Origin of the sequence: Streptomyces panaciradicis (genome assembly GCF_023516615.1) — a bacterium.
Classification (GTDB): Bacteria; Actinomycetota; Actinomycetes; order Streptomycetales; family Streptomycetaceae; genus Streptomyces; species Streptomyces panaciradicis.
Genome location: NZ_JAMGBF010000143.1, coordinates 1 through 22,586, shown reverse-complemented (window position 1 = coordinate 22,586; position 22,586 = coordinate 1). Strand labels below are relative to the sequence as shown.

Below are 22,586 nucleotides of genomic sequence, written 5' to 3'. Positions count from 1 at the left end.
CAGCAGCCGCAGCGCCGCCAGGGCCGCCCCCGCCGCCGCGGGCGCCAGGCCCGTGTCGAAGATGAACGTGCGGGCCGCGTTGACGAGGTGCTCGATCACCTTCGCCGGGCCCAGCACAGCCCCGCCCTGACTGCCGAGGGACTTCGACAGCGTGAGCGTCACGACGACGTCGCCCTCGCCCGCCAGGCCCGCCGCCCACGCGGCCCCCCGGCCCCCGTCCCCCAGCACGCCGAGCCCGTGCGCGTCGTCGACCAGCAGTCCCGCGCCCCGCTCCCGGCAGGCGGCGGCGAGCGCGGTCAGCGGGGCCGCGTCCCCGTCGACCGAGAAGACCGTGTCGGAGACGACGACGGCCGGGCCGTCGTGCGTCCCCAGCGCCTTGCGCACCGCCTCCGGGTCCGCGTGCGGCACGACCTGCGTGCCGCCCCGGGCGAGCCGGCAGCCGTCGATCAGCGAGGCGTGGTTGCCCGCGTCGGAGACGATCAGCGAGCCGTGCGAGGCCAGCGCGGTGACGGCGGCGAGGTTGGCGGCGTAGCCGGAGGAGAAGACGAGCGCCGCCTCGAAGCCGCAGAAGTCGGCCAGCTCCCGCTCCAGCTCGGTGTGCAGTTCCGTGGTGCCGGTGACGAGCCGGGACCCGGTGGAGCCGCCGCCCCAGGTCCGGGCGGCCTCGGCCGCCCCCGCGGCGACCTCGGGGTGGTGGGTCAGCCCCAGGTAGTCGTTGCTCGCGAGGTCGAGGAGCGGGGAGTGGGCCGGGCGCGGCCGCAGAATCCGTACGAGCCCGGCGCGACGGCGCAGCTCCGCCTGCTCGTCGATCCAGCCGAACGCCATGGCTCCTCCGGGGCTTTTGTAGGCAGTGGACAGACACTAGCCGCACGGGCCGCCCCCCATGATGTGGCAATACCCACACGTCGAAGCGCACGTCTTGTTCAATCTCTCCTTGGCCCGGGGCGGGTGGGTAGGACAGGATCGGCTCTCATGGACCTGCTGAACACGCTGGTGGACAAGGGGCTTCGGCGCGAGCTGCCGACCCGCGAGGAGGCTCTGGCCGTCCTCGCCACTTCCGACGACGACGTGCTCGACGTGGTGGCCGCGGCCGGAAAGGTGCGCCGGCACTGGTTCGGCCGACGGGTGAAACTGAACTACCTCGTCAATCTCAAGTCCGGGCTGTGTCCGGAGGACTGCTCCTACTGCTCCCAGCGGCTCGGCTCCAGCACCGGCATCCTCAAGTACACCTGGCTCAAGCCGGAGCAGGCCTCCCAGGCCGCCGCGGCCGGGCTGGCGGGAGGCGCCAAGCGGGTGTGCCTGGTGGCGTCCGGGCGCGGCCCGACCGACCGTGACGTCGACCGGGTCGCGGGCACCATCAAGGCGATCAAGGAGCAGAACGAGGGCGTGGAGGTGTGCGCCTGCCTCGGTCTGCTCTCCGACGGCCAGGCCGAGCGGCTGCGCGAGGCGGGCGCGGACGCCTACAACCACAACCTGAACACGTCGGAGTCGACGTACGGCGACATCACGACCACGCACACCTACGCCGACCGCGTCGACACCGTGAACAAGGCGCACGCGGCCGGTCTGTCCGCCTGCTCCGGGCTGATCGCGGGCATGGGCGAGAGCGACGAGGACCTGGTCGACGTCGTCTTCTCGCTGCGGGCGCTGGACCCGGACTCGGTGCCGGTGAACTTCCTCATCCCGGTCGAGGGCACCCCGCTGGCCGCGGAGTGGAACCTCACCCCGCAGCGCTGCCTGCGCATCCTGGCGATGGTCCGCTTCGTGTGCCCCGACATCGAGGTGCGCATCGCGGGCGGCCGCGAGGTCCATCTGCGCTCGATGCAGCCGGTCGCGCTGCACCTGGCCAACTCGATCTTCCTGGGCGACTACCTCACCACCGAGGGCCAGGCGGGCAAGGCCGACCTGGAGATGATCGCGGACGCCGGTTTCGAGGTGGAGGGCGCCGATCAGGTGACCCTGCCCGAGCACCGGGTGCACGCCGGCGGGGGCTGCGGGTCGCACGCCGAGGCCGGCTGCGGGTCGCACGAGGACGCCGGGTGCGGGTCGCACGAGGGCGGCGGGGTGTGCGGTACGGCAGCCGCCGGTGCCGCCGCTGCCGCGCCGGCGGCCAACGAGCCCCGTACCGACCTGGTCGCCGTACGCCGCCGTGGCGCCGGCACGGACCTCGCGCCCAATGCCTGACCTGTCCGTCCCGGAGCTGCTGGAGCTCGACCGGCGGCATGTGTGGCACCCGTACGGGCCGATGCCGGGGCAGGCCGAACCGCTCGTCGTGGAGGCGGCGAGCGGGGTGCGGCTGCGCCTCGCCGACGGTTCGGGCGAACTGGTCGACGGCATGTCGTCCTGGTGGTCGGCGATCCACGGCTACAACCACCCGGTGCTCAACGAGGCCGCCGCCGACCAGCTCGGCCGGATGAGCCACGTGATGTTCGGCGGCCTCACCCACGAACCGGCCGTGCGCCTCGCGAAGCTCCTTGTCGACATGTCGCCCGACGGTCTGGAGCACGTCTTCCTCGCCGACTCCGGCTCGGTGTCGGTCGAGGTCGCCGTGAAGATGTGCCTGCAGTACTGGCGTTCGCTGGGCCGGCCCGGCAAGCGACGGCTGCTGACCTGGCGGGGCGGGTACCACGGCGACACCTGGCAGCCGATGTCGGTGTGCGACCCCGAGGGCGGGATGCACGAGCTGTGGAGCGGGGTGCTGCCCCGGCAGGTGTTCGTCGACGCGCCTCCGGCCGCGTACGAGGAGGCGTACGCCGAGTCGCTGCGCTCGGCGATCGCCGAGCACGCCGACGAGCTCGCCGCGGTGATCGTCGAGCCGGTGGTGCAGGGCGCGGGCGGGATGCGGTTCCACTCCCCCGCCTATCTGCGGGTGCTGCGTGAGGCGTGCGACGCGCACGACGTGCTGCTGGTGTTCGACGAGATCGCCACCGGTTTCGGCCGGACGGGCGCGCTGTTCGCGGCGGAGCACGCGGCGGTGACGCCGGACGTGATGTGCGTCGGCAAGGCGCTGACCGGCGGCTATCTGACGATGGCGGCGACGCTGTGCACCGCGCGCGTGGCCGACGGCATCTCCCGGGGCGAGGTCCCGGTGCTCGCGCACGGCCCGACCTTCATGGGCAACCCGCTCGCGGCGTCCGTCGCCTGCGCCTCGATCGAGCTGCTGCTGGGCCAGGACTGGCTCGCGGAGGTCAAACGGATCGAGACGGGACTGCGGGAGGGCCTGGCGCCCGCCCGCGATCTGCCCGGCGTGCAGGACGTCCGCGTGCTGGGTGCCATCGGGGTCGTCCAGCTGGACCACGCCGTCGACATGAAGGCGGCCACGGACGCGGCGGTGCGCGAGGGCGTCTGGCTGCGGCCGTTCCGCGACCTGGTCTACACGATGCCGCCCTACGTCACCGGGGACGAGGACCTGGCACGGATCGCGCGCGCGTTGTGCGCCGCGGCGCGGGAGGGATGACATGCCGGTACTGGTGATCACGGGCACGGGCACGGAGGTCGGCAAGACCGTCACCACGGCGGCCGTGGCCGCGGCGGCCGTCGCGGCCGGGCGTTCCGTGGCCGTGCTCAAGGCCGCGCAGACGGGCGTACGGCCGGACGAGCGCGGGGACGCCGACGAGGTCGCGCGGCTCGCGGGAGCCGTGACGACGGCCGAACTGGCCCGCTATCCCGAGCCGTTGGCTCCGGCGACCGCGGCCCGCCGGGCCGGTATGACCCCGGTGCGCCCGCAGGACGTCGCCGAGGCCGCCGGAAAACTGGCGGCCGCGCACGACCTGGTGCTGGTGGAGGGCGCCGGCGGGCTGCTCGTGCGGTTCGACGAGGCGGGCGGCACCCTGGCGGACGCGGCGCAGCTGCTGCGGGCACCGGTGCTGGTGGTGGCCACGGCAGGGCTGGGGACGCTGAACACGACCGAACTGACGGCGCGCGAACTCCGCTCCCGTGACGTGGAGTTGCTGGGCGTCGTCATCGGCGGCTGGCCCGACTCCCCCGACCTGGCGATGCGCTGCAACGTCACGGACCTCCCGGACGTCGCCGGAGCCCCGCTGCTGGGCGCCCTGCCGATGGGCGCCGGGGCCCTCGACCCCGCGGGCTTCCGCGCCGCGGCGCCGGGCTGGCTGGCACCGCGGCTGAACGGCACGTGGGACGCCGAGGTGTTCCGGGGGCGTGAGGCCGCCGACGGCGGGGCCTAGGAATCGCCGCCCGCGAGCAGCCGTACCAGCTCGATCCGTGAGCGGATCCCCAACCGTTCGAACACGCCCCGCAGATGGTGGTCGATCGTGCGGGGGCTGAGGGCGAGGCGGGTGGCGATCTCCCGGTTGGTGGCTCCGTCGGCCGCCATGCGGGCGATCACCAGCTGCTGGGCGGTCAGCCGGCCGCCGGGTCCGCCGTCGGTGGGCGCCGGGGCGGCCGGTGCGCCCAGGGCGCGCAGTTCCGCCCGGGCCTGCAGGGCGCAGTGCGGGGCGCCGAACTGCTCGAACGCCTCCAGGGCGCTGTGCAGCCGGTCGCGGGCCTCGGTACGGCGGCGCAGCCGGCGCAGCGCGGCGCCGAACAGCAGCTCGGTGCGGGCGCGTTCGAAGTCGCGGGTGCCGCGGGCGTGCAGGTCGAGGGCCTCGTGGTAGAGGTCGACCGCCTCGGCGCCGGGTGCCAGCAGGGCACGGCAGCGGGCGCTGAGGGCCAGCTCGTCGGGACTGCGCACGGCCGTCGCCCAGCGGTGGTAGTCGGCGTGCGCGGCCCGGGCGACGCGGGGGTCGCCGGTCCGCACCGCGGCCTCCACGTAGTGCGGGGTGGCCAGGTGCCGGATGGCGCGGTGGCCGTGGCCGGGGCCGAATCCGGCGAGGGCGCGCAGCCGGGCCGCGGCGCCGGCGAAGCGCCCCTCCGCGAGGTCGAGGAAGGCGAGCGCCCACTGGGCGAGCGCGGCGGGCAGTCCGAGGCCCCGGGCGAGGGCGTACGACCGTACGGCCGCCGCCCGTTCACGGCAGAGGTCCGCGGCGCCGGTGACCGCGGCGAACATGGCGAGTGCGGCCTGCAGATGGCAGGCGCCGTTGTCCTGGCCGGAGGCGTACGCCTGCCGGAGGGCGTCCGTCGCGGCGGCCGCGCCGGCGTCCGGGCGGCCGGTCCAGAAGTCGGCGTAGGCGCGGAACTCCAGGGCCTGCGCCACGGTGGCGGTCGCGCCCCGTGCCTGGGCGGAGGTGGCCGCCCGCACGGTCGCGGTGGCGGCGCGGGCATGGTCGCCGAGCATGAGCGCGGCGATGCCCGCGTGGAGGAGCACGGTGGGGTCGCCGCCCGGTCCGCACCGCCCGGCCGCCGCCTCCAGCAGGTCCCGCGCGTCCTCGTAACGTCCGTCCACGGCGGCGGCGAGTCCGCCGAGCGCGCCGGGCGGTTCGATCCCCAGCCGCTCCGCAGCCCGCACGGCGTCCCGGCAGCGGCGCAGGTCCCCGGTGTAGATGACGGCCTCGGTGGCACGGGCCAGAAGGTGCGGCGCGTCGAGGGAGCCGGAAGTGTGCGCGGGACCGTCGGCCCGGGCGGGCTGCGCCGCCGTCAGCAGGGCGTCGAAGGCCTCCGTCGCGTTCTCCGCGCGTAGCGCGAACAGACCGGTGAGCGTGTCGTCGGCCGCCCCGGCACGCAGCAGCCCGCGGGCGCGGTCGGCGTCGCCGGACTGCCAGGCGTCGGTGGCGGCGCGGGTGAGCAGGCGGCCCTGGCGGGCGGGGTCGGGGCTCAGTGCCGCGGCCTGTTCCGTCAGGGCCCGGGCGAGTGTGAGCCGGCCGGTCGCGCGCGCCTGTGCGGCGGCCGCCGACAGCTCCGCGACGAGCCGTCCGCTGGGTCCGAGGGCGCCCGCCGCCCGGTGCCAGGACCGGCGCGGTTTCTCGCCGTCGCCGTTCAGGACGCGGGCGAGCAGCCGGTGGGCCTCGCGCCGGTCCGACGGCGCCCCGGACTCGTAGGCGGCGATCCTGGTCCAGGCGTCGCGGAAGACGACGCCGCCCGCGCCGGCGTGCGCGATGCCGGCGGCCTCGGCGGCCTCCAGGGGGCGGGTGTCGAGGCGGGCGGCGGCGACGGCGCGCAGGAAGGCGTGGGTGGCGAGCGGGTACTGGTCGGCGGCGGCGAGGAGCAGCAGCAGGCGGGTGCCGTCCGGCAGTGCGCGCAGTTCGGCGCGCAGGGCCCGCAGCAACCGCGGTGCCAGCAGGGCGGGTTGGGTGGGGAGCGGGTCGAGACCTGAGCGCTGGCGGTCGGTGAGGCGGGTCGCGAGTTCGGCGGCGGCGCGCGCGTCGCCGTACACGGCGTGCAGGACCCGCACGCGGACGCCCTCGAGGAGTGCGGGCGCCGTGGACCGCGGTGGCGAAGTGCGGGGAAGAGGCGGGGGGTTCACCGGAGTCACCACACAATTGACGTTACTGGCGGGTTACTTGAATCGTAAAGACCGGCGATCTCACCGATGCGGCGCGCGTAGACCCACGCCGACACTCCTGACGAACCCCACCCGTGTCAGGAGGCATCATGCAGCGCCACACGCGTCGTATCGCCACGGCACTGTCGGCCGTGGCCGCATCGCTCCTCGTGTCCCTCCCCCTCACCGCCGCCCCCGCCCAGGCGGCGACCCACGACCCCGTCGTCTTCGTGCACGGCCTGAGCAGTGACGCGAGCAGCTGGGACGACTGGATCGCGGACTTCGAGGCGGACGGCTACGCGCCCTCCGAACTGGACGCGTTCTCGTACGACTGGTCCAAGTCGAACGCCACCACCGCCCAGCAACTGGCCACCGAGGTCAGGAACGTGCTCGCGAGAACCGGCGCCTCGAAGGTGGACCTGGTCGTCCACTCCATGGGCGCGCTGTCCTCCCGCTACTACCTGAAGAACCTGGGCGGGACGTCGTACGTCGACGACTTCGTCTCGGTCGCCGGCGTCAACCACGGTACGTCCGTGGCCTCGTGGTGCGCCTGGCTGTACACCTCGTGCAAGGAGATGCAGCAGGGCAGCTCCTTCCTGACCGCGCTGAACTCCGGCGACGAGACGCCGGGCGCCGTGTCCTACGCCAGCTACTGGTCCGACTGCGACAGCGCGGTCGTCCCCAACAGCTCGGCACTTCTGAGCGGCGCGACCAACGTCGACGCGGGCTGCATCTCGCACACCGACATGAACAACGACCCCGGTGTGTACCAGCAGGTGCGGAACTTCATCGGCTGACCTGCGACGAGGGTGCACGGGGCCCGATCGGGGGACAATCGCGGTAAGGCCCGTCCGGTGGAGGAGGTCCCCATGCCGCTACGGTCGACCGGTTCCGCGAGGCCGCCCCGGGATCCCGTGCACCACCCGCTGTTCGCCCGCTGCTACGCCCGCGCCAGCGTCGCCGCCGAGACCCGGCTGGGGATGGGCGGCATCCGCGACCGTCTGCTGGCCGGGCTGTCGGGGCGGGTGATCGAGATCGGCGCGGGCAACGGCCTGAACTTCGCCCGCTATCCGCGCACGGTCTCGGAGGTCGTCGCCATCGAACCGGAGCGGCGCCTGCGGCAGTTGGCCGTCGAGAACGCCCTGCGCGCCGAGGTGCCGGTGGACGTGGCACCGGGCGCCGCGGAGGCGCTGCCCGTCAAGAGCGAGGCGTTCGACGCGGTCGTGGTGTCCCTGGTGCTGTGCAGCGTGCGGGACGTGCCGCGGGCGCTCACGGAGATCCGGCGGGTGCTGCGGCCCGGCGGTGTCGTGCGGTTCTTCGAGCACGGCCGGGGCGGCGGAGCGGCGATGCACTTCGCCCAGCGCGCCCTGGACCGCACCCTGTGGCCCCCGCTGAGCGGTGGCTGTCATCTGGCCCGCGACCCGGTCGCCGCCCTGCGCGAGGCCGGCTTCGAACTGGGCCCCTACCGGAGGCTGTTGATGCCGGAGAGCGGCCCCACGCTGCCCACCTCCTACTGCGTGCTGGGCACGGCGTGGCGGCCGGAGCGCGCGGGGCCGGCCGTCTGACTCACGCCGTCCAGCCGCGCAGTTCGGCCGCGATGTCGTACACCGTGGCGTTGCCGCGCTTGACCATGCGGGCCAGATCCCGGACCTGCGTCGGCGAGGTGGAGACCCGCAGGCCGCTGGCGACCAGGTAGGCGTAGGCCACGGCCGAGGCGAAGAGGGCGTTCGAGCGCTCCAACGCGGGGATGTGGATGAGGAGTTGGAGAAGGGCGGCGGCGCGCGCGTGCGGGTTGTCGTAGACGGGGACGTCGAATATCTCGGCCTCGTGGCGGGCCACGGCGGCGACGAGGGCGCCCCAGTCGATGACCTGGGGGTCCCCGGGCGTCCGCTGCTCGGCGAGCATGAGCAGCCAGGCGAGGTCGATGCTGAGGTCGCTCAAGGGATCAGCGGCGACCTTCGCGCGCGGTGTCGTTCTCGCCGCCGAACTCCTCGGCGAAGACGGACTCGTACTGCTTCATGAAGTCGGCGGCGGCCTCCACGAACGTCTGGCCGACCTCTCCGGTGTCCTGTCTCACCAGTTCCTCTATGTAGCGGTTGACGCTCATGCCCCGGGCCAGGGCACGCTCACGGGCCGCGCGGGCCGTGCCCTCGTCGACTCTCACGTTCAGCTGGGTCTTCGCCATACCTCGAAGCTAGCGCCGAACCGCTAGCACGGCAAGGTCCCCCCACGGGTGGAGGATGGCCCTTACATCGGTATCAGGGATTCGACCTGCGGTGGAGACCGGCCGGGACCTTCGGCGGATGTCGGCCGCGAACGGCTCACACTAATCTCGGCCACGACGGAGGAGTCGGCACGTCCACGTGAGCGAGGAGGCAGCCTTGTCCACACCTGCTGCGGAGCACGCCCCGGGCCAGGCGCCGGCCGACGGGATCGCGGCCCGCGCCCGCGGTCTGACCAAGGCGTACGGCTCCGGCGAGACGACCGTCCTGGCCCTGGACTCGGTGGACGTGGACATCGCGCGCGGCCGCTTCACGGCGGTCATGGGCCCCTCCGGCTCGGGGAAGTCCACCCTGATGCACTGCCTGGCCGGCCTCGACACGGTCTCGGCCGGTCAGGTCTGGCTCGGCGACACCGAGATCACCGGGCTGAAGGAGCGCGAGCTGACCCGGCTCAGGCGGGACCGGATCGGGTTCATGTTCCAGTCGTTCAACCTGATCCCGACGCTGGACGCGGCCGAGAACATCACCCTGCCCATGGACATCGCCGGCAAGAAGCCCGACGAGAAGTGGCTGGCCCAGGTCATCGACACCCTCGGGCTGCGGGACCGCCTCAAGCACCGGCCCGCCGAACTGTCCGGCGGCCAGCAGCAGCGCGTCGCCTGTGCCCGGGCGCTGGTCTCCCGCCCCGAGCTGATCTTCGCGGACGAGCCGACGGGCAACCTGGACTCGCGGGCCGGACTCGAGGTGCTCGCGTTCCTGCGCCAGGCCGTCGACGAGCTGGGCCAGACCGTCGTCATGGTCACCCACGACCCCGGCGCCGCCGCCCACTCCGATCTGGTGCTGTTCCTCGGGGACGGGCGCATCGTGGACGAGATGGAACGGCCGACGGCGGAGGCGGTGCTGGAGCGCATGAAGCGTTTCGACGTCCTGCGCGGCCAGGTCGAGGCCACGGACGGACAGGAGTAGGCCGGTGCTGAAGGCGACGCTCCGCAGCTTCCTCGCGCACAAGGGCCGGCTGCTGCTGTCGGCCCTCGCCATCCTCCTGTCCGTGGCGTTCGTCGCGGGCAGCCTGATCTTCTCCGACACGGTCACCCGCACCTTCGACCGGCTCTTCGCCCACACCTCCGCCGACGTCACCGTCCAGCCCAAGAAGGACCTGAAGTCCTCGGTGCCCACCGGCGAGACGCAGACCGTGCCCGCCGCGCTCGCCAAGCGGCTGGCAGCGGTCCCGGGGGTGAAGTCCGCGCACGCCGACGTCGGCGTCGACAACATCACCATCGTCGACCGGAACAACAAGTCGGTGGGACCGACCAGCGGCGCCCCCACCATCGCCACCGACTGGTACCTCACCCCCCGCAGCCCCGTGAAGCTGACCTCCGGCCACGCCCCGCACGGCCCCGGCGAGGCCCTGCTGGACGCGGACACCGCCGACAAGAAGCACGTGCGCATCGGCGACACGCTCACGCTGATGGCCCAGCCCGGCACGTTCAAGGTCCGGGTCACCGGCATCGCCACCTTCACCACCACCAACCCCGGCGCCGCCCTGGTCTACCTGGACCCCGAGATCGCCGCCGGCAAACTGCTCGGCTCCGCGGACCGGGCGACGAGCATCTCCGTGGACGCGGCGAAGGGCGTCAGCGACGCGCAGCTCAAGCGCCGCGTCCTCGCCGTCACCGGCATCGGCGCCTACGACGTGAAGACGGCCGACGAGCAGGCCAAGTCCTCGGCGGAGCAGCTCGGCGGCTTCCTCGACGTCATCAAGTACGTGATGCTCGGCTTCGCGGGGATCGCGGTCCTGGTCGGCATCTTCCTGATCGTCAACACCTTCTCGATGCTGATCGCCCAGCGCACCCGTGAACTGGGCCTGCTGCGGGCCCTGGGCGCCGACCGGCGCCAGGTGCGGCGCTCGGTGCTCACCGAGGCGGTCCTGCTCGGCGTGACCGGCTCCACGCTCGGCCTCGCCGCCGGCATCGGGCTGGCCGCCGGCCTGATCAAGCTCATGAGCGCGTTCGGGATGAACCTCAAGGCCACCGAGATGGTGGTGGGCTGGGGCACGCCCGTGGCGGCCTACGTCGTCGGCATCGGCGTCACCTTCGTGGCCGCCTACCTCCCGGCCCGCCGGGCGGCGGGCGTCTCTCCGATGGCCGCGCTCTCGGACGCCGAGAGCGCCGGGATCGGCCGGCCGCTGCGTACCCGGGCGATCGTCGGGGCGGTCGTCGGGGCGCTCGGCGCGGCCGCCCTGGCGGGCTGCGCCGCCTCCTCGAAGACGGCGTCCGCGGCCTCCCTGCTGGGGCTCGGGGTCGTGCTGACACTGATCGCGACCGTCGTCGCGGGCCCGCTGCTGGTGCGTCCCGTGATCCGGGTCCTCGGCGGCGCCTTCCCGGCGCTGTTCGGCTCGGTCGGCCGCATGAGCCAGCGCAACGCCCTGCGCAATCCGCGCCGTACCGGCGCCACCGCGGCCGCGCTCATGGTCGGCCTGGCCCTGGTGGGCGGGATGTCGGTGGCGAGCGCGTCGATGTCCAAGTCCTTCGACCGGCAGATCGACAAGACGCTGGGCGCCGACTTCATGGTGCAGAACAGCAACTTCATGCCGTTCTCCCAGGAGGTCACCGACAAGGTGCGGGCCACGGACGGCGTCGGCCTCGTGGTCCGGGAGCGGTTCACGGGGATCGCGCTGCGGCTGCCCGACGGCAAGCGCGTCGAGACGACGGCGGCCGGTTTCGACCCGCGGCTCGACGATGTCGCCCACATCGCCTACGCGCGCGGCGACACGGCGGCCGCGCTGGCGGAGGGCAACATCGCCATGGACCGCAAGTACGCCGAGGACCACGGCGTACGGATGGGCGCCGTGCTCCCCGCCCAGTTCCCCGGCGGGCACACCGCCCAGGTGAGGGTGGCGGCCCTGACGAACCAGGAGGGCTCCAGCGGCTTCGGCAGCGAGGGCGGGCTCTTCTTCGGCATCTCCACGGTGGAGAAGTACGTGCCGAACGGCCAGGACACGGTCCTGTTCGTCAACCGCGCCGCCGGCACCGGCGCCGACCAGCTACGCAAGAACCTGGAGACCACGCTCAAGCCGTTCCCGCAGGTCCAGGTCCGCGACCAGGCCGACTACAAGAAGCTCATCCACGACCAGATCGCCGTGCTGCTCTACCTCGTCTACGCGCTCCTCGGCCTCGCGATCGTCATCGCGGTGCTCGGCGTGGTCAACACCCTGGCGCTGTCGGTCGTCGAGCGCACCCGCGAGATCGGCCTGCTGCGGGCGATCGGGCTCGCGCGGCGGCAACTGCGCCGGATGATCCGGCTGGAGTCGGTGGTGATCGCGGTCTTCGGCGCGGTCCTGGGCCTGGCGCTCGGCCTGGTGTGGGGCGTGTGCACCCAGCAGGTGCTGGCGCTGCAGGGCATGAAGGCCCTCGCCGTCCCGTGGGGCACGATCGTCGCGGTGGTGATCGGCTCGGCGGTGGTGGGGATCGTCGCGGCCCTGCTGCCCGCGTTGCGCGCGTCCCGGATGAACGTGCTGGCGGCCATCGCCCACGAGTGAGGCGGACCGACGGCCACCGCGAGCCGTGGCGCCTGCCGCCGCGGCCGTCCGGATGCTGGAATTCCGGGCCGGCGGCGGGCGCGGCTGGTGGGATCGGCCCATGACCGATCCGCGGACACGACCCGCCACCCCCGCCGACCTCGACGCCGTCCTCGCCTTCTGGAAGACGGCCGCCGAGGGCACGAGCATCAGCGACGACCGCGCGGGCGTGGAGCGGCTGGTCGAACGGGACCCCGAGGCGCTGATCCTCGCCGAGCGGGACGGCGAGCTCGTCGGCACGGTGATCGCGGGCTTCGACGGCTGGCGCTGCCACCTCTACCGGCTCGCCGTGCACCCCGGACGGCGCCGTCAGGGAATCGCGACGGCGCTGCTGGCCGCGGCCGAGGAACGGTTCGTGAGGCTGGGCGGACGGCGCGGGGACGCGATGGTGCTGGTGCGCAACGAGACCGCGCAGCACGCCTGGCGGGCGGCCGGATACGCGCCCGAGGAACAGTGGCGACGCTGGGTGAAGCCGCTCACCGACTGACCCCCGACCCGGTTCCTTTGCTCATCCTTTACCCTGGGGGGAACGTTCGGTCCTCCCTTCGAGGACCACCCGTCCTCCATGAAAGGTGTGAGCGTCCGTCCATGGGCGAGCCTCCCAGTAGCACGCGTGGTACCCGACATCGCGCGGCCTTCCCCGCCCTGCCCGACGATGGGACGGAGGTGACCCGATGACCGAAGTGCTCCTCCTGCTGGTGGCGATCCTGCTCTCGCTCGCCTGTGGCGCCTTCGTCGCTGCCGAGTTCTCGCTGACCACCGTCGAACGCGGCGAGCTGGAGCGGGCCGCGGAGCGCGGCGAGCGGGGCGCCGCGGGCGCCCTGAAGGCCGTACGGAACCTGACGTTCCAGCTCTCCGGCGCCCAGCTCGGCATCACCGTCACCAACCTGGTCGTCGGCATGCTCGCCGAGCCGTCGATCGCGAAGCTGATCGCGGGCCCGCTGCAGGCGCTCGGCCTGTCCCGGTCCGCCGCGAGCTCGGTCGCGCTGGTGCTCGGTACGGCGCTGTCGACCGTGTTCCTGATGGTCGTCGGCGAGCTGGTCCCGAAGAACTGGGCGATCTCCTCGCCGCTGGCCCTGGCCAAACGGGTGGGCACCCCGCAGCGCTGGTTCAGCGCGGCCTTCCGGCCGTTCATCACCCATCTGAACAACACCGCCAACCGCGCGGTGCGCCGGCTGGGCCTGGAACCCACCGAGGAACTCGCCTCGGCCCGCAGCCCCAAGGAGCTGGTGGCGCTGGCCCGGCACTCCGCCAGGGAGGGCGCGCTGGAGGCGGACACCGCCGAGCTGTTCGTCCGGACCCTGAACCTGGCCGACCTGACCGCGGAGAACGTGATGACCCCCCGCGTGCAGGTCATCGCCCTCGAAGCCCAGGCCACCTGCGAGGACGTGGCCAACGCGACGCGCGCGACGGGCCTGTCCCGCTTCCCCGTCTACCGTTCGACCCTCGACTCGGTGGTGGGCACCGCCCACATCAAGGACGTTCTCGCCATACCCGCCGAGCGGCGCACCCACGTGCCGGTCTCCGACGTGATGCGCGAACCCCTCCTGGTCCCCGAGACCCTCACCGTGGACCGGCTCCTGGACCGCCTCTCCGGCAAGCGCACCATGGCCGTCGTCATCGACGAGTACGGCGGCACCGCGGGCGTCGCCACCCTGGAGGACATCGTCGAGGAGGTCGTCGGCGAGGTGCGCGACGAGCACGACCCGCACGAGACACCCGACCTGGCCGCGGCCGGCAGCGACGACGAGGGCCACGCCCTGTACTCCGCCGACGGCTCGGCCCGCACCGACCAGCTCGCCCGCGTCGGACTGCGGGCCCCCGACGGACCCTACGAGACGCTGGCCGGGCTCGTCGCCTCCGAACTCGGCCGCATCCCGGCCGTCGGCGACACCGTTCTGGTCGCCGGCTGGCGGCTGGACGTGGTGGACGCCTCCGGGCGCCGGGCCGCGCGGGTGCTGATGCACGCGCCGTTCGACGACCAGGCGGACACCACCAGGCACCAGGAGGGGGCGCGATGACCGCCGTACAGCTGCTGATCGGTTTCGCGACCCTAGTCGTCAACGCCTTCTTCGTCGGCGCCGAGTTCGCGCTGATCTCGGTGCGCCGGTCGCAGATCGAGCCGTACGCCGAGGAGGGCGACCGGCGGGCCAAGAGCGTGCTGTGGGGCCTGGAGCACGTCTCCGCGCTGATGGCGGCGGCCCAGCTCGGCATCACGCTGTGCACGCTGGTCCTGGGTGTGGTCGCGGAACCGGCGATCGCGCACCTGCTGGAGCCGGTCTTCCACGCCGTGGGCGTGCCGGCGAGCGCCGGGCACGCGGTGTCCTTCGTGATCGCGCTGACCCTGGCCACCTATCTGCACATGCTGCTCGGCGAGATGGTGCCGAAGAACATCGCGCTGGCCGAGCCGGTGCGCAGCGCGCTGCTGCTGGGGCCGCCGCTGGTCGCCCTCTCCCGGACCCTGCGGCCGGTGATCTTCGCGATCAACGCCTTCGCCAACGCGCTGCTGAAGCTGCTGCGGGTGGAGACCAAGGACGAGGTCGCGGCCACGTTCTCCGACGCCGAACTGATCCGCATCGTGCGGGACTCCGGTGAGGCGGGCCTGCTCGACGACCGGGCGCAGGAACGGCTGCGGGACGCCCTGGAACTGGGCCGCAGGCCCGTGCGCGACGTCGTCCTGCCGCTGGAGAGCGTCGTCTACGCGCGTGTGGGCGTCACGCCCGAGGAACTGGAGCGGCTGTCCGCCGAGAGCGGCTTCTCCCGGTTCCCCGTGGTGGAGGAGAACCGCAGGATCGTCGGCTACCTGCATGTGAAGGACGCGCTGGACGCCTCGCCGCGGGACGTGCCGTTCCGGGTGCGGGACATGCGGGCCATCGCGCGCGTGCGGGCGGGCACACCGCTGGACGACGTGCTCACCGCGATGCGCGGCAGCCGGACCCACCTGGCGGCCGTCCTCGGCGACGACGGACGGATGGCGGGCCTGGTGACCATGGAGGATGTGCTCCGGGAGCTGTTCGGGCAGCCGGCCTGAGGGGCCGCGCGGGCGGAGGGAGGCCGACCGACCGACGGGTATGGAGGCGGGTTAATATTTTCGTCGCCATGCAGACGAACCCCACTCACACCAGCCTGGTCGCGGTCGGCGACTCCTTCACCGAGGGCATGTCGGACCTGCTGCCCGACGGCTCCTACCGCGGCTGGGCCGACCTGCTCGCGGGCCGGATGGCCGCCGTCACGCCCGGTTTCCGGTACGCCAACCTCGCGGTGCGCGGCAAGCTGATCGGGCAGATCGTCGCGGAGCAGGTCGACGTGGCCGCGGCGATGCGGCCCGACGTGATCACGCTGGTGGGCGGGCTGAACGACACCCTGCGCCCGAAGTGCGACATGGGACGGGTGCGGGCCCTGCTCACCGAGGCCGTGGAGCGGCTGGCCCCGTCCTGCAAGCAGCTGGTGATGATGCGCAGCCCGGGCCGGCAGGGGCCGGTCCTGGAGCGGTTCCGGCCGCGCATGGAGGAGCTGTTCGTCACGGTCGAGGAGCTGGCCGCCCGGCACGACGCGCTCGTCGTCGACCTGTACGGGGCACCCTCGCTCTCCGACCCCCGGCTGTGGGACGTGGACCGGCTGCATCTGACGGCCGAGGGACACCGCAGAGTCGCCGAGGCGGTCTGGCAGGGCCTCGGCTACGACCCCGAGGACACCGAGTGGCGTACGCCGATGCCGGCCACCGTGCCGCCCGGCTGGGCCGCCCGGCGCGTCGCGGACGCGCGGTTCGCCCGGCAGCACCTGCTGCCGTGGATCGGCCGGCGGCTGACCGGCCGCTCGTCGGGCGACGGACGGCCCGCCAAGCGCCCCGAGCTGCTGCCGTACGAGGAGTAGGCCGCGGTGCGCACGCGCGTGGTCGACGTCAGGGGCCGCCTCCACGAATACGGCCCCGGCTGAGGGACGTGCCGCCGGACGGGACCCGGACGCAGGTCACGGCCCTGTACCGGGCGTGTCCGCTGGAGCGGCCCGAACCGCTGGAGCCGGTACCGCCGTTGCGCGGCCGGACGCCGGCCTGCTGGTGCGCGCCGGAGCTCTGCCGCGCGGACGTGCCGGCCGAGCCGGCCGACACGCAGGCGCCGTGACGGGCGTCTCGTAGCATCCGACGAACGGGGCCCTGGCGCTGGCCTGCACGAATCGCCAGTAGAATCCGTCCACGTGACTTCCGCTCCCGCCAAGCCCCGCATCCCGAACGTCCTCGCCGGACGCTACGCCTCCGCCGAGCTCGCCACGCTCTGGTCGCCCGAGCAGAAGGTGAAGCTGGAGCGGCAGCTCTGGCTCGCCGTGCTGCGGGCCCAGAAGGACCTCGGGATCGAGGTGCCGGACGCGGCGATCGCCGACTACGAACGTGTCCTCGACACCGTCGACCTGGCCTCGATCGCGGAGCGCGAGAAGGTCACGCGGCACGACGTGAAGGCCCGGATCGAGGAGTTCAACGACCTCGCCGGCCACGAGCACGTGCACAAGGGCATGACCTCCCGCGACCTGACGGAGAACGTCGAGCAGCTGCAGATCCGGCTGTCGCTGGAGCTGATGCGCGACCGCACGGTGGCCGTCCTCGCCCGTCTGGGCAAGCTGGCCGGCGAGTACGGCGAGCTGGTCATGGCCGGCCGCTCCCACAACGTGGCCGCGCAGGCCACCACGCTGGGCAAGCGCTTCGCGACGGCCGCCGACGAGCTGCTGGTCGCCCACGGCCGGGTCGAGGAGCTGCTGGGGCGTTACCCGCTGCGCGGCATCAAGGGCCCGGTCGGCACGGCGCAGGACATGCTGGACCTGCTCGGCGGGGACGCGGCGAAGCTGGCGGACCTGGAGGGGCGGATCGCCGCGCACCTCGGCTTCGCGCAGGCCTTCACCTCGGTCGGCCAGGTCTACCCGCGCTCGCTGGACTACGAGGTCGTGACCGCGCTGGTGCAGCTCGCGGCGGCGCCGTCCTCGCTGGCGAAGACGATCCGGCTGATGGCCGGGCACGAGCTGGTGACGGAGGGCTTCAAGCCGGGCCAGGTCGGCTCCTCGGCGATGCCGCACAAGATGAACACCCGCTCCTGCGAGCGCGTCAACGGCCTGATGGTGATCCTGCGCGGCTACGCCTCGATGACCGGCGAGCTGGCGGGCGACCAGTGGAACGAGGGCGACGTGTCCTGCTCGGTGGTGCGCCGGGTCGCGCTGCCGGACGCGTTCTTCGCCCTGGACGGCCTGCTGGAGACGTTCCTGACGATCCTCGACGAGTTCGGTGCCTTCCCGGCCGTCGTCGCCCGGGAGCTGGACCGCTACCTGCCGTTCCTCGCGACGACCAAGGTGCTGATGGGCGCGGTCCGCGCGGGCGTCGGCCGTGAGCTCGCGCACGAGGCCATCAAGGAGAACGCCGTCGCCTCCGCGCTGGCGATGCGCGAGCAGGGCGCCGAGCGCAACGAGCTGCTGGACAAGCTGGCCGCCGACGAGCGCATCCCGCTCGACCGGGCCCAGCTGGACGCGCTGATGGCCGACAAGCTGTCCTTCACGGGCGCCGCCGCCGACCAGGTCGCCGCGGTGGTCGGCCGCGTCGAGGAGATCGTCAAGCAGCACCCGGAGGCCGCGGGCTACACGCCGGGGGCGATCCTCTGACCCGCTTCACCCCGGCGGAACTGGAGGCCGCCCGCGACCGTCTCGTCCCTGACGTGGTCGCGGACGGCCTCTCCGTGCTCTTCTGCGGCATCAACCCGGGGCTGATGAGCGCGGCGACGGGCCACCACTTCGCCCGGCCCGGCAACCGCTTCTGGCCGGTGCTGCACCTGTCCGGGTTCACGCCCCGCCTCCTGAAGCCGTCGGAGCAGGGGGAATTGCCCTCCTACGGGCTCGGCATCACGAACGTCGTGGCGCGGGCGAGCGCCCGGGCCGACGAGCTCGGCGCGGAGGAGTACCGGGAGGGCGGGCGGCTGCTGGCCCTGAAGGTGGCGCGGCTCAAGCCGCGGTGGCTGGCCGTGGTGGGCGTCACCGCCTACCGGGCCGCCTTCGACGACCGCAAGGCCCAGGTGGGGCCGCAGGAGCGGATCATCGGGGAGACGCGGGTCTGGGTACTGCCGAACCCGAGCGGTCTGAACGCGCATTGGACGACGCAGACGATGGCGGAGGAGTTCGCGCGGCTGAGGTCGGCGGCGGTCGAGGGGTCGTAGCGGATGCGTTCGCGGACGCTCGGCGGCTCAGGGCGGGGCGACCTCGGTGACCACCGCCAGGAGCTGGACCTCGTCCGTGACGTCCCGGTCGGCGACCGCGAGGGCCACCCAGCGCGCGGTGCCGGTCACCTCCCAGAGGTAGGCCACGTCGGCACGCGCGCTGAGAGAGGCCCACGGCCCGGGTATCTCCTCCTCCGCCGAGCGCAGCAGGACGGTCTGCAGGTTGTAGGGCTCCGTCTCGCCCCAGCGGGACGCCAGCCGGTCGTACATGGCGTCCCGGTCCTTCCGGTACTGCTCCGCCGTCACCGCCCGCTCCGCGAGGTCACCGCCGCGAAGGCCGTGACTGACCGCCAACTCGGCCTCGTGATGAGCGTGTCCCGCCGCGAAAGGGCGGAAGCACAGCTCCTCGACGAGGGCGATGTGGTGCGCGATGTCCATACGGTCCAGTAAAGCGGGCGCCACTGACAATTGGTGCGGTGTCAGACGTCCCGCCGGCGCAGGCTCCACGCCCCCGCCGCCAGCGCCGCGGCCGTCCACAGTGCCGTCACCGCGAGGCCGGTCCACGGGCCGAGAGAGCCGTCCCACGTGCGGTGGAGCACCACTTGGCCCGCCCGGTCCGGCAGCAGGTCGGCGACCGAGCCGGACATGTCGCCGATGACGAAGGAGACGATGAGCAGGAACGGGATCAGCAGGCTCGACGTGGCGACGCCGCTGCGCAGCACGGCCGTGAGACCGACGGCCAGCAGGGCCATCAGCGTCAGATAGAACCCGCAGCCGACGACACCGCGGACCTGCTCGCCCCAGGTCAGGCCCGCCGCCCTCGCCCCCGGAACGGCCCTGCCCACGGCCAGGCTCACACAGCCCGTCAGCAGGCCCACCAGCAGCATCGGTACGCCCACCGCCACCGTCTTCGCCGCGAACCACCGCCCCCTGCGCGGCACGGCGGCGAGGCTCGCGCGCAGCGCGCCGCCCCGGAACTCGGCGGCCACGGCCGTCGTGCCGAACGCGATGGCCGCGATCTGCCCGAAGGCGACGCCGAAGAAGACGGAGAAGAGCGGGTCGGCGTCCGGACCGCCGCTGTCGGCGCCGGCGAGGGCGGAGAACAGGACGGTCGACAGGAGCACCCCGCACAGGCCGCCGACGAGCGACCGAAGGGTGCGGATCTTGAGCAGCTCCGAGCGGAGAACGGGCGTGAATTCCATGATCAGGCCTCCCGGGCCGGTGCGGTGAACTCGGCCTCGCCGCCGGTGAGATCCAGATAGGCCTGCTCCAAGGTGCCCTCCTCCGTGGCGAGTTCGAGGAGGGGGACGCCCGCCGAGGAGACGACGCGGCCGATGTCGTCCACGCGTGCGTGGTCCACGGTCCAGTGACCGGCCTCGTGCCGCACGGCGTCGTGGCCGTGCCGGGCGAGCACCGCGGTGAGCGCGGTGGCGTCGGTCGTTCTGATCCGCACCCGTGGGCACACGCGCGTGTCGATGAACTCCCGCATCGGGGTGTCGGCCAGCAGGCGGCCGCGGCCCAGGACGACGAGGTGGTCGGCGAAGGAGGCGGTCTCGTTCATGAGGTGACTGGAGACCAGTACGGTGCGCCCCTCCGCCGCGAGCCTGCGCAGCAGTGTCCGGATCCAGACGATGCCTTCGGGGTCCAGACCGTTGGCGGGCTCGTCGAGCAGGACCACCTCGGGGTCGCCGAGCAGGGCGGCGGCGATGCCGAGCCGTTGCCGCATCCCGAGCGAGTACGTCCGCACCCGGCGCCCGGCGGCCCCGGCGATGCCCGTCTCCTCCAGCACCTCCTCGACCCGCCGGCCGGGGATGCGGTTGCTCGCGGCCAGGACGCGCAGATGGTCGCGCCCGGTGCGGGAGCCGTGGGCCGCGTGGGCGTCGAGGAGAGCGCCGACGTGGCGCAGGGGTTCGCGCAGGCCGGCGTAGGGCCGGCCGCCGACGGTGGCGGTGCCGGAGGTGGGCCGGTCCAGGCCGAGCACGAGCCGCATGGTGGTGGACTTCCCGGCGCCGTTGGGGCCGAGGAAGCCCGTGACGCGGCCGGGACGGACGCGGAAGGTGAGGCCGTCCACCGCCCGCCGGGTGCCGTACTCCTTGGTGAGGTTCTGGACGTCGATGCTGGTCATGACAGCAGCGTGGCCGGTGGAGCGGGGTGGCGCCCTCCCCCGCCGGTGGAGATCGTCTCCCCCGGGCGGGGGAGGCCCGGTGTCGGTGGCGGCTGGCACGATGTCGAAATGGCCCGCTTTCTGCGCCCGTTGCTCCGGGGGACGACGTACACACGGCTGCTGCACCTGTGGGTGCCGGTGCTGTTCGTGAGCGTGTGGATGTTCATCGGCCCGGCGTGGCCGTGGGTGCCGGCCCTGCTGCTGGCGCCGGTCGGGCTGATCCCCGCCGTGCGCACGGGAGAGGGGGTGCAGGCCCGCTGGATGCTGACGCCCGGGGAACCGGACGCGGGCTTCTCGCTGGAGCCGTCGCGGACCTGGCGGGACCGGCTGCGCACCACGGTGTGGCTCGAAGTGCGCCTCGTGCTGGGCGTATTGGCGGCGTTCGCCTGCGTCTGGCTGCCCGTCACGTGCTACGGGCTGGTCCGGGCCGCGCTCGGCCGTCCCGGCGGCGAGGTGCCGGTCCTGCGGGACATACCGGGGCACTGGGCGTGGGCGCTCGCCGCTCCGCTGCCCCTGCTCGCGCTGTACGGCGTGGTCGTGGGCCTCGGCGGGCTGGCGACGGCCGTCGCCCGTGCCCTTCTCGGGCCGTCCGCCGCCGAGCGCCTCGCCGCCCTGGAGGAGCGCACCGAGCAGCTTCTGGAACGCACCCGGATCGCCCGTGAGCTGCACGACTCCATCGGTCACGCGCTGACCGTGGCCGTGGTGCAGGCCGGTGCCGCCCGCGCGGCCGGCGACCCCGCCTTCACGGACCGGGCGCTGGGCGCCATCGAGGAGACCGGCCGGGCCGCCCTGGAGGACCTGGAGCGTGTGCTGGGCGTCCTGCGCGAGTCCGGGCGCCCGGTCGGCGGCCGGCCGACGCTCACCGACGCCGACCGCCTGCTGGAGTCCGCCCGCGCCTCCGGAGCCAAGATCGACGCGGAGGTCTCGGGGCCGCTGGAGTCGGTGCCCGGCCCGGTCTCCCGGGAGGGCTACCGCATCCTCCAGGAGGCCCTGACGAACGTCCTGCGGCACGCGGGAGCCGTCCCGGTGCGCGTCGGCGTCGACGTCACCGGCGGGCGGCTGGTCCTGGACGTGCGCAATCCACTGGCCGCGGGTCCGGTGGGGTCCGGCGGGGGCAGCGGGCTGCGCGGCATACGCGAACGCGCGGCCCTGCTGGGCGGCCGCGCGCGGACAGGCCCCGCCGACGGCGAGTGGCAGGTACACGTAGAGCTGCCGGTGCGGTGATCTACGCTGGCCGGATGCCGGTGACCGTTCTCCTCGTCGACGACGAGCCCCTCGTACGCGCGGGGCTGCGGGCCGTGCTGGAGGCGCAGTCCGACATCGAGGTCGTCGGGGAGGCGGCCGACGGCGCGGCGGTGATCCCGCTGGTGCGTCGTTTGCGTCCGGACGTCGTCGCGATGGACGTGCGCATGCCGCTCCTGGACGGTATCGAGGCCACGCGCGCGGTGCTGCGAACGGTCCACGAGCCGCCGAAGATCCTCGTGGTGACGACGTTCGAGAACGACGAGTACGTCTACGAGGCGCTGCGCGCGGGAGCGGACGGCTTCCTGCTCAAGCGGGCACGGCCGGCCGAGATCGTGCACGCCGTACGGCTGGTCGCCGAGGGCGAGTCACTGCTGTTCCCGGCGTCCGTGCGGCGGCTGGCCGCCGAGTTCGGGGACGGCGGCGGGAACCGCGCGGCCCGGGAGGCGCTGGAGCGGGCCCGGCTGACGGAGCGGGAGGGCGAGGTGCTGCGGCTGATGGCCCGCGGGCTGTCGAACGCGGAGATCGCCGCCCGGCTGGTCGTCGGCACGGAGACGGTGAAGTCGCACGTCAGCTCCGTACTGGCGAAGCTGGGCGCCCGGGACCGCACGCAGGCCGTGATCGCCGCCTATGAAGCGGGGTTCGTGACGCCGGGGTGATCCGCCGCCGGGGCGGCCCGGCACTCGCCGGTGTCCGCGGCTGCTGGGGCGTGTGTCGAAAGTCCCGTCGTCCGCCCGAAGGGCGGGCCCCGCGGCTTCCGGGGCGTGCGATCGCAGGGCGCCGGAGCGCCCTGACAGCGGAGCTGTTCGGGTGTTTG

At 73.5% G+C, this 22,586-nt stretch carries 23 protein-coding genes; 16 read left to right on the top strand and 7 right to left on the bottom strand.

Annotated features, from left to right (window positions below):
- Positions 1 to 825, bottom strand: an 825-nt coding sequence (locus tag M8J74_RS35295) for an aminotransferase class I/II-fold pyridoxal phosphate-dependent enzyme (RefSeq protein ID WP_249840335.1), incomplete at its 3' end; no start/stop codon positions are given.
- Between the two features lie 147 nt (positions 826 to 972).
- On the opposite strand from M8J74_RS35295, the gene bioB reads away from it, so the two are divergent.
- From bioB to bioD, 3 genes are read left to right on the top strand one after another with little or no spacing between them, the layout of a single operon-like run.
- Positions 973 to 2,184, top strand: a complete 1,212-nt coding sequence (gene bioB, locus M8J74_RS35290; RefSeq protein WP_249840334.1) for a biotin synthase BioB — start codon at positions 973 to 975, stop codon at positions 2,182 to 2,184.
- Complete coding sequence (locus M8J74_RS35285) at positions 2,177 to 3,457, top strand: adenosylmethionine--8-amino-7-oxononanoate transaminase (protein WP_249840333.1); 1,281 nt, start codon at positions 2,177 to 2,179, stop codon at positions 3,455 to 3,457. The genes bioB and M8J74_RS35285 overlap by 8 nt, the downstream gene beginning before the upstream one ends.
- 1 nt (position 3,458) lies before the next feature.
- Positions 3,459 to 4,187, top strand: coding sequence for a dethiobiotin synthase (gene bioD / locus M8J74_RS35280; protein WP_249840332.1), 729 nt, complete (start codon positions 3,459 to 3,461; stop codon positions 4,185 to 4,187).
- Here bioD and M8J74_RS35275 read toward each other — a convergent pair.
- Positions 4,184 to 6,373, bottom strand: coding sequence for a helix-turn-helix transcriptional regulator (locus M8J74_RS35275; protein ID WP_372500365.1), 2,190 nt, complete (start codon positions 6,371 to 6,373; stop codon positions 4,184 to 4,186). The two genes, bioD and M8J74_RS35275, sit on opposite strands and share 4 nt — an antisense overlap.
- A 116-nt stretch (positions 6,374 to 6,489) precedes the next feature.
- On the opposite strand from M8J74_RS35275, the gene M8J74_RS35270 reads away from it, so the two are divergent.
- On the top strand, positions 6,490 to 7,176 hold the full coding sequence (locus M8J74_RS35270; RefSeq protein WP_249840331.1) for an esterase/lipase family protein: 687 nt from the start codon (positions 6,490 to 6,492) through the stop codon (positions 7,174 to 7,176).
- Positions 7,177 to 7,248: 72 nt separating this feature from the next.
- A complete protein-coding gene (locus M8J74_RS35265) occupies positions 7,249 to 7,944 on the top strand; it encodes a class I SAM-dependent methyltransferase (protein WP_249840330.1) in 696 nt (231 codons plus the stop codon).
- A gap of 1 nt (position 7,945) precedes the next feature.
- On the opposite strand, the gene M8J74_RS35260 is transcribed toward M8J74_RS35265, so the two are convergent.
- Positions 7,946 to 8,320 (bottom strand): fic family toxin-antitoxin system, toxin component, encoded by a 375-nt coding sequence (locus tag M8J74_RS35260; protein WP_249840329.1) that lies wholly within the window; start codon positions 8,318 to 8,320, stop codon positions 7,946 to 7,948.
- Between the two features lie 4 nt (positions 8,321 to 8,324).
- Positions 8,325 to 8,564: a hypothetical protein gene (locus tag M8J74_RS35255; protein ID WP_058926724.1), complete on the bottom strand. Its 240-nt coding sequence runs from the start codon at positions 8,562 to 8,564 to the stop codon at positions 8,325 to 8,327.
- A 196-nt stretch (positions 8,565 to 8,760) separates the two neighbouring features.
- Here M8J74_RS35255 and M8J74_RS35250 point away from each other — a divergent pair, with 196 nt between their 5' ends.
- From M8J74_RS35250 to mug, 9 genes are all read left to right on the top strand, one after another.
- Positions 8,761 to 9,567 (top strand): ABC transporter ATP-binding protein, encoded by an 807-nt coding sequence (locus M8J74_RS35250; protein WP_249840328.1) that lies wholly within the window; start codon positions 8,761 to 8,763, stop codon positions 9,565 to 9,567.
- A gap of 4 nt (positions 9,568 to 9,571) precedes the next feature.
- Complete coding sequence (locus tag M8J74_RS35245) at positions 9,572 to 12,139, top strand: ABC transporter permease (RefSeq protein WP_249840327.1); 2,568 nt, start codon at positions 9,572 to 9,574, stop codon at positions 12,137 to 12,139.
- A 100-nt stretch (positions 12,140 to 12,239) separates the two neighbouring features.
- Positions 12,240 to 12,665 carry a GNAT family N-acetyltransferase gene (locus M8J74_RS35240; RefSeq protein WP_249840326.1) on the top strand — a complete coding sequence of 142 codons (426 nt, stop codon included), beginning with the start codon at positions 12,240 to 12,242 and terminating at the stop codon, positions 12,663 to 12,665.
- A gap of 187 nt (positions 12,666 to 12,852) precedes the next feature.
- Positions 12,853 to 14,199, top strand: a complete 1,347-nt coding sequence (locus M8J74_RS35235) for a hemolysin family protein (protein ID WP_249840325.1) — start codon at positions 12,853 to 12,855, stop codon at positions 14,197 to 14,199.
- Positions 14,196 to 15,209 carry a hemolysin family protein gene (locus M8J74_RS35230; RefSeq protein ID WP_058926721.1) on the top strand — a complete coding sequence of 338 codons (1,014 nt, stop codon included), beginning with the start codon at positions 14,196 to 14,198 and terminating at the stop codon, positions 15,207 to 15,209. Before M8J74_RS35235 ends, M8J74_RS35230 begins: the two co-directional genes overlap by 4 nt.
- 68 nt (positions 15,210 to 15,277) lie before the next feature.
- Entirely contained in the window at positions 15,278 to 16,051 is a 774-nt protein-coding gene (locus tag M8J74_RS35225; protein WP_249840324.1) for an SGNH/GDSL hydrolase family protein, read from the top strand.
- Entirely contained in the window at positions 15,967 to 16,299 is a 333-nt protein-coding gene (locus M8J74_RS45215; RefSeq protein ID WP_505016715.1) for a DUF4326 domain-containing protein, read from the top strand. The genes M8J74_RS35225 and M8J74_RS45215 overlap by 85 nt, the downstream gene beginning before the upstream one ends.
- A 73-nt stretch (positions 16,300 to 16,372) precedes the next feature.
- Positions 16,373 to 17,815, top strand: coding sequence for an adenylosuccinate lyase (gene purB / locus M8J74_RS35215; RefSeq protein ID WP_249840323.1), 1,443 nt, complete (start codon positions 16,373 to 16,375; stop codon positions 17,813 to 17,815).
- The gene (mug, locus tag M8J74_RS35210) at positions 17,812 to 18,363 is read left to right on the top strand and encodes a G/U mismatch-specific DNA glycosylase (protein ID WP_249840336.1); all 552 of its coding nucleotides are present in this window, start codon (positions 17,812 to 17,814) and stop codon (positions 18,361 to 18,363) included. The genes purB and mug overlap by 4 nt, the downstream gene beginning before the upstream one ends.
- Before the next feature lie 27 nt (positions 18,364 to 18,390).
- On the opposite strand, the gene M8J74_RS35205 is transcribed toward mug, so the two are convergent.
- From M8J74_RS35205 to M8J74_RS35195, 3 genes are read right to left on the bottom strand one after another with little or no spacing between them, the layout of a single operon-like run.
- On the bottom strand, positions 18,391 to 18,801 hold the full coding sequence (locus M8J74_RS35205; RefSeq protein ID WP_249840322.1) for a hypothetical protein: 411 nt from the start codon (positions 18,799 to 18,801) through the stop codon (positions 18,391 to 18,393).
- Positions 18,802 to 18,842: 41 nt separating this feature from the next.
- Positions 18,843 to 19,565, bottom strand: a complete 723-nt coding sequence (locus M8J74_RS35200) for an ABC transporter permease subunit (protein WP_249840321.1) — start codon at positions 19,563 to 19,565, stop codon at positions 18,843 to 18,845.
- A 2-nt stretch (positions 19,566 to 19,567) separates the two neighbouring features.
- Complete coding sequence (locus M8J74_RS35195) at positions 19,568 to 20,488, bottom strand: ABC transporter ATP-binding protein (protein WP_249840320.1); 921 nt, start codon at positions 20,486 to 20,488, stop codon at positions 19,568 to 19,570.
- Between the two features lie 108 nt (positions 20,489 to 20,596).
- Here M8J74_RS35195 and M8J74_RS35190 point away from each other — a divergent pair, with 108 nt between their 5' ends.
- Positions 20,597 to 21,751, top strand: coding sequence for a sensor histidine kinase (locus M8J74_RS35190; RefSeq protein WP_249840319.1), 1,155 nt, complete (start codon positions 20,597 to 20,599; stop codon positions 21,749 to 21,751).
- Between the two features lie 14 nt (positions 21,752 to 21,765).
- The gene (locus M8J74_RS35185) at positions 21,766 to 22,428 is read left to right on the top strand and encodes a response regulator transcription factor (protein WP_249840318.1); all 663 of its coding nucleotides are present in this window, start codon (positions 21,766 to 21,768) and stop codon (positions 22,426 to 22,428) included.
- Positions 22,429 to 22,586: the final 158 nt, after the last annotated feature.